This is a genomic window from Collinsella sp. TF09-1AT (assembly GCF_003436895.1).
In the GTDB taxonomy this organism is placed as follows: Bacteria; Actinomycetota; Coriobacteriia; order Coriobacteriales; family Coriobacteriaceae; genus Collinsella.
The window spans coordinates 23,206-30,115 of sequence record NZ_QSRC01000013.1 but is presented as its reverse complement, the minus strand read 5'-3'; the positions used below and the strand labels follow the sequence as shown (position 1 = coordinate 30,115).

Sequence of the window (6,910 nt, the reverse complement as noted above, 5' to 3'; positions counted from 1 at the left end):
TATTTGCTCAATGTGTTCGGCTGAGATCGGAAATCAACCGTTGTTTATAGGGGCGGCTGGTCTGTATTGTGTGGCGCCAAGTATTTATGCGGGCCTTTCTGGCACCGTTCTTATCGGCCTGCATCTGCTTTCGGGCTTCTGTGTGGGCCTCATCTCTCGCCCCGTGGGACCGGGTATTTCCAAAAGGCTTTTTGGACTTATGCTCGCAGATATTGCACTTCTTTTGATGTACACGATATCTCTTAATGTGTTTCATCAATTTCATGTTGTGGTTTCGGCGCTCGCGTTCATTTTGTTGTTGCTAGCCCCCTTGCTTGTCGCTTGCTGTTCTTGGGCGCTTGGCGGTGAATTCGCAAACATGCGTGCGGGATCAAAGGGGAAACATGTAGCCGATGACCCTACTCTCCACGGGTATCCTGAGCTTGCTCTTTACGGCCCCGTTGTGCTCTTGATTGCTTTGCTTGTTGGCCTTCAGTTTCTTCTCGTTCCGTTGATGGAGTCCATCGGTTCTTTCCTTTCCGTTAACGCCGAGATGGGGGTTGCTGCCTCGCTCGCCGAACCTCTTGCGTTTGGTAATGCTGCCGTTATTCTTGATACGGATTGTTTGTTTTCGCGCAATATAAACATCGGAGCTGTGCTCCTGAGCTTTGGTGGGCATCAAGAGATCGTATTGCTTCTGGTTACCGCCTTGGGCAGCATTCTTGCCAGGGCCATAACGCGATTTTTACCAGACTTAACGAGCACTTTTTCTGCGGCTGCCAAATTAGGAGGAAAGCACTCTTCAGTTGCCGATATCCCTGCGGCTTCGGGTTTTTCTCAAAGGGAGTTCGCGGTTTTCTCTATGAGGATAGAGGGAAAAACGTACGAGGAGATTGCTTCTGCCTTGGACATTTCCCCGTCTACCGCCCGTACCTATTTGTCGCGGGCCTTGACTAAAACCGGATATAAGAGCATTTCAGAGGCGACCGCTGGGCTTCTTTTGTCAAAGGATGCGTGGCATCTTGACGCAGCAAATGGCCATGATCACCGTTCAGAATCGCTGGGGCCCTCATCGTCCAATCGGAACTGCAGGATAGTCTTCGCCTGCTTCTTGTTTATGTATGCGTCTGGAATGGGCATCGAGGAAATCCTCGTATATTTCGGCTTTGAGCATGATGCGATAATCCTATCGATAGCTATAGTGCTTGTGGCCCTGTGTTGCCGTGCGGCTATACGGTGGATGTCTGAAATACACTCGTGCCTTTCGCCTGAACTTACTCTTTCTTCGGTGTCTGTGGGTGCTGGAGCAGCGTTCTGGGTTCACGATGTGGTAAGTCGGCTGTACATTTTCTTTGAGTCCGTTGGGAGCGGTGAGGCCGTTGGCGGCCTTTTGCTTGCTTTACGCGTGACTGCGTTCCTTGTTGTACTTATCCTTATGGCTTATTCGCTGCTATTCTTGCGTTCGAAAGATACAGTTTGGGCGGCTGATCGACGCGATGTCGTGCGTGAGGCTTTCTTGAGGCTTGGCTTCACGCCGCTTTATGCCGACATCATGGCATGCGTTTTTGATGGTAATAGAACCGCCGAGATTTGTGCGCATCTTAACGTTGCTCGGGGAACCGTCAAAGAGGCCAAGAGCAAGAGCTATGCCTTGCTTGGAGTTCACTCAGAGCGTGAACTTAGAGATAGGGTTTTTAGTCTTATAGCAGATGTTATAGAAAATAGCAGGTAGAAGCCTGTAGACAAACAAGATTGTAAATCCATCCCACGCGTCTACAGACAGTTCTGACGATAAAGGTGATACTTCCGGACAACGGGTCCGACGACCCGTGCGTTGCGATCCGGAGGTGCTTACTGTGAAGACTTGTGATTGCCTCACATATGTACGGCTTAATTTAGAAATACTTGCGCACAACCGGGGAACTATGTTGCTGACGGCGCTGCTCGCGCTCGTATTCTGCATCCCGGTATTTCTATCCGTTCCAACGGGAGCGGATTATCTATATGGTAGAGCTTCCATCGAAGATCAGAGAGCCCTTTTGGTCTCTCAAGTCTCTGACGGCGTTTATGACACTGCCCCACAGGAGCTCAACAGCATCATTGCCGACGAAAGGGCGTGCCTTGATCGAGCGCTTGAAAGCAAGGCAGACTCCAGAGAGTATTACGATGCGATTGCCGATTACGACAATCTATTGCTCAAGGAATACCGACTCGGTTATTTGAATGGCGTTGATTCGGAGTTATCGCTTGAGGCCCAAGGGCGTCTTCCCCGAGCCATAGCGATGCTGCCCCATCCGGAATCGTACGGCTCAACAACAAAAATGCCTGGGATGATTCTTCTCGCATATTATTGCGGCGCTGTTCCGGCAATAGCGTGGCTTTTAGTTCCGGTCCTCGTCCTCTATATGTCGCTTGAGGGGGATGGAAAGCGGTTCTACGATCGGGCGTTGTTGTCAAAGTTAGAGATGAATGCATGCCGCGTTCTCGTCTCTGGTATTGCATCGACGGTGGTTTTGGTTCTGGCGTTGGTTCCCTGTTTTGTATTGGCAACGGTGTTTAACGGTGTCGGTCAGACAGAGTTCCCAGTCGTATTCATTCAGTATGGTGACGTAGTCGAAAGAACTGTGTTAGTTCAGCTAGGGCTATTTGCCGTCTTTGAAGCTGCGCTGTCGATGATGTTTGCTTGCTTGGGCGTGTGCGTGTACGCCGGAAGCAGAAACAGGGCCATTTCGTCTATGGTGATCGCTCTTGTGGGGGGCATAAGCCAGCTTCCATTTTATGCGAGCAAAGATGCTCCATGGCATGCGTTGCTGCCGTATATGGTGTCGAGCTATTCTGCCTCTTCGTTTGCGCTCGGCGGCGCTTCTTACGCCAATGGAGCGGAGGTATCTCTCGTTCCTGAAGCCAGCGCATCGCACTGCTTCTTTGCCGTGATGGGCGCGTTTGTTGTTTGCGCGTTGGGAGTCATCTCGTTTTCGCGTCTAAAAAGCAAGAATCGTTGGGCCTGGAACCATATTCGCCCGGATAGTTTGGGCGAGAAAAGCTTGCTCTCTCTGTCGCTGGATGCGTTGACGGTTGGAAAAAAGCAGCTGGTAAAGGGATTGCAGCTTGATATGACCGCTGGCCAGATATGGGGTCTTGTCGCGCCAAATGGACATGGCAAGACTACGTTACTTAATACTCTTTGGGGAGATGCTGGGCCATCAGTGCGCGTGTCAGGTGCTCTCTGCTTTCATGCAAAACCATGCGTCGACTGTGAGGAAATGAGAAAGGTATTCTTCTTGGTTCCGAATAGGCCGTCGCTGTTGATTCCATACATGACCGTTGCTTTTCATCTCGACCGATGCAGGCAAATTTGGCATTCACCTCGCACTTTGGACCAAGTGCTTGATCGCTTTGACTTGACTGAGCTGATGAATACGCCCGTATCTAGGCTGTCTGATGGAAATAGACAATTACTTAATGTGGCGATGGCGTATATGTCCTATTGCGAAGTCGTCCTTTTGGATGAGCCCATGAATGCACTTGATGTGAGACACGTTGCGATCGTTTCGAATGCTCTTAGAGATGAAGCGGGTAGGGGAGCACATGTCATCATCTCTTCTCATCTTATCGGAAACCTCGAATCGCTCTGCGATGCCGCCGTATTGCTCACAGGAGATGACTCGCGTGTCGTTACCCGAGAAATGGGAGGTGATTCGGAGTGGATCGGTAATGTGTACACGCAGCTTTTCAAGACGAACGACAGTGAAACTAGGAAAGGAAGATAACCATGAAACGCCATGTAACGAAGAACTTTGTGAAGGCAATGTTCGCATGTTTTATGCTTACTCTGTCGATGGTCGCAATTCCCGTTTATGCGACGGCGCAACCAGATGCAGGTTCTGTTGCACCTTGTCGTCTTGTGACGGCGGATGTCTTGGACACCTACAAATCGTTCTCCACTGCAAACCACCCGAGTGAGAATATTGACTGTTTCGATCAGACATACAAGAGGCTGTCTTTCAAAACTTCGTATTCTCGTACGGGGCAAACGATTCTCTATACGGGTGCAGCGTTAAGCCCACGCGGCAACGGGATGCCCGGGTTTGAGACAAAATATCAGTGCACATATCGTACCTGGTAGATAACTCTAGGATCGGGTCTTTCCGAATAACTTTGCAGTGAACTTGTTTAACGCTGCAGCTCCTTCGTTTATCTCAATCTGTAACATCTGGCTGGCAAAAACGCCTCCACCTGTTACAGATCGAGATTATTCGACGCGCGCTCTGTAACTCGTCTCGATCTGTAACAGTAAGACGGCGATTTGGCCTCCATATGTTACAGATTGAGACGAAAGAAATTGTGAGTCAAAAGGCCGTCGCGAGGGAAAGCAGCTCCCCTCGCGACGGTTGGCGTTTGCCCAGATAAAACCTGCCAAAATAAACCTGTCCCTTTTTGGTAGGTTATCGTTTCCAAAAGTGGAGGATCAACGTCGTGCGGTTTTGCTGCTCGGTTTTGACCAGGATGTTGTGGATGTGGGTCTTGACGGTGCCCACGGCAAGGAATAGCTCGTCAGCAATCTCTTGGTTCGACTTGCCCAGCACAACCAGACGCAAAACCTCGGCCTCGCGGTTGGAGAGCCTGTAGGCGTTGCGATAGAAGGGCATTTGCTCTTCGATGTGTCGATCAAGATCGCTGACGTTCTTTTCCTCGGGCGCCTCCTGCATGCGGATTGAAAGCACGTGGTAGGAGTAGATGATCAGCAGAATTGCAAAGTAGCACGCAAAGACGTTCTCGCTAAAGTTGCGCTCGGATAGGTACAGCTGCAGCCAGGAGGGTGCCAGACTCATGGGGACGACCAAGATGTTGTAGAAGTCCTCGGCAACGATGCACCCGACCAGAATGGCGCCGATAATGAGGTGCTTTCGTTGATTGTTGACGCGCGCCTTAAGCTCGACCTGCGTGCTTTTATGCGCCGTCCAAAAGATATAGAGCCCCACAAATACAAGGAATACCTGACGCATCGTGTAGTAGGGCCATTGATGCATGGGGCCGTAGGGGACAGCGACAATGATCAGCAGCTCGCTCAGGAAGAACGTTGCGACGGGAATTACAAACTGCTTTTTTGAATGTTTGTCGAGCAAGTCCATGGCGATGAGCCAAATAAAAGCTTGTGAAGCGGTTGCCACAAGCGTCCGCAACACAGGCATGGTAATTGAGTAATAGTCGCTGGCCGAAAAACTCTGGTTTTGCAGCGTGTATTCAAAAAAGAAAATCTCGGTCATCTCGATGGCATAGCAAATAAAAACGCCGCTGCCATAGATAAAGAAGCGTCGACGAGACGAGGCATAGGCGGCAAGCGAAAGCACTGCCGTCACAATACAAATCAGGAGAATCGCTAGGGTATAGAAGAACATCAGGGTGTTCATCTGTCACCGTCCCATCTCATTTATCTATGGCCGAGTCCTGTATATCTTGTGGGATATAGACGTCTCAACCCTTCGTTACATTGCGGATTGGGCGCCGAGATACAGCATAGCCGTATACCGTTTGCGGTTCTAGATAGTAAACCCCTGCAAGCTGTCTACCTGCGGGTTTATATTGGTTTAGAGGGGGTGTAACTCCGTGAACGGTCTTTAATCCCGAATAAACTAGGTAAAAATTGCATACGGGTGAATGATGGTCTTGTCAACACGAGGCGTGATGTTCGAGCGTCTCATAGTAATAGTCGGCAAGACCGGCGGAAAGGAAATTGACATGGCACTGCCTAAGGATTTCATCGACACCAATGACTTCACCAAAGAGCAGATCCTGGCTATCGAGGATCTTGGCCTGGCAATGAAGAAGGCCATCAAGGTTGACGGTTATTATCCGCACCTGCTCCGCAACAAGAGCCTTGGCATGATCTTCCAGCAGGTCTCCACCCGCACCCGTCTTTCCTTCGAGACCGCTATGACCGACCTCGGCGGCCATGCTCAGTTCTATGGCCCTGGCACCATCCAACTCGGCGGTCACGAGTCCCTGGGCGACACCGCTCGCGTTATGGGCTCGCTGCTCGACATCATGATGGCTCGCGTTGACCGTCACAAGGACGTCGTCGGCCTCGCCGAGGGCTCCGCTGTGCCCGTCATCAATGGCATGTCCGAGTTCAACCATCCCACGCAGGAGATGGGCGACCTCATGACCATGCTCGAGAACCTCCCCGAGGGTAAGAAGATCGAGGACTGCACCCTGGCCTTCATCGGTGACGCCACCCAGGTCTGCGTCTCCCTCATGTTCATCGCCTCCAAGGTCGGCATGAAGTTTGTCCAGTTTGGACCTAAGGGCCACCAGGTCCCCGACGGCGGCCTGCACGTTGGCACCGTTGAGGAGCGCGCCGAGTTCGGCAAGCAGATGATGGCCATCGCCGAGGAGAACTGCAAGGTCTCCGGTGGCTCCATCGTCATCTCCGACGACATCGAGTGCATCAAGGGCGCCGACTTCATCTACACCGACGTGTGGTATGGCCTGTACGACGAGGAGGTCTCGGGCGAGAATTACATGGACGTGTTCTATCCCAAGTATCAGGTCACCATGGACATGATGAACTTTGCCGGCCCCAACTCCAAGTTCATGCACTGCCTGCCGGCCACCCGCAACGAGGAGGTCGTCGACGAGGTCATGGACGACCCTGAGCGCTCCCTGTGCTGGGTCGAGGCCGAGAACCGCAAGCACTCCATCCGCGCTCTCCTTGCCGCCCTGGGCAAGCGCACCCCGCTCAACGACGAGGGTGTCGAGTACTCCGCCAAGGCTGAGCTCCACGCCGCTCTCGAGGCTCTCGAGCAGCTCTAAGCCTCAAGGCTTCTAAAAGCACGTTTGCGGGCGGCGGATGCTCGTCTCCTGTCGCCCGCTCACCGAGGCTCAAGCAATTGCCTTAGTACCTTGGGCCTCGGATCTGTCCAAGACTGAG

Annotated in this window: 4 protein-coding genes; 3 read left to right on the top strand and 1 reads right to left on the bottom strand. The window is 51.9% G+C overall.

Going from position 1 to position 6,910, the window contains the following annotated elements; translation table 11 throughout:
* Window positions 1–1,711, top strand: a 1,711-nt coding sequence (locus DXC90_RS09360; protein WP_199406675.1) for a LuxR C-terminal-related transcriptional regulator, incomplete at its 5' end; no start/stop codon positions are given.
* 124 nt (window positions 1,712–1,835) lie between these two features.
* Window positions 1,836–3,749 carry an ATP-binding cassette domain-containing protein gene (locus DXC90_RS09355; protein WP_147326630.1) on the top strand — a complete coding sequence of 638 codons (1,914 nt, stop codon included), beginning with the start codon at window positions 1,836–1,838 and terminating at the stop codon, window positions 3,747–3,749.
* A gap of 675 nt (window positions 3,750–4,424) precedes the next feature.
* Here the strand turns inward: DXC90_RS09355 and DXC90_RS09345 are convergent.
* Window positions 4,425–5,390 carry a response regulator transcription factor gene (locus DXC90_RS09345; RefSeq protein ID WP_117735739.1) on the bottom strand — a complete coding sequence of 322 codons (966 nt, stop codon included), beginning with the start codon at window positions 5,388–5,390 and terminating at the stop codon, window positions 4,425–4,427.
* Window positions 5,391–5,718: 328 nt separating this feature from the next.
* Here DXC90_RS09345 and ptcA point away from each other — a divergent pair, with 328 nt between their 5' ends.
* Window positions 5,719–6,792, top strand: coding sequence for a putrescine carbamoyltransferase (gene ptcA / locus DXC90_RS09340; protein WP_117735738.1), 1,074 nt, complete (start codon window positions 5,719–5,721; stop codon window positions 6,790–6,792).
* The last annotated feature ends 118 nt before the right edge of the window (window positions 6,793–6,910 follow it).

Bases quoted from the DNA above. Each gene is read 5' to 3' on its own strand.
- DXC90_RS09345 (WP_117735739.1), bottom strand. From the start codon at position 5,390: ATGAACACCCTGATGTTCTTCTATACCCTAGCGATTCTCCTGATTTGT.
- ptcA (WP_117735738.1), top strand. From the start codon at position 5,719: ATGGCACTGCCTAAGGATTTCATCGACACCAATGACTTCACCAAAGAG.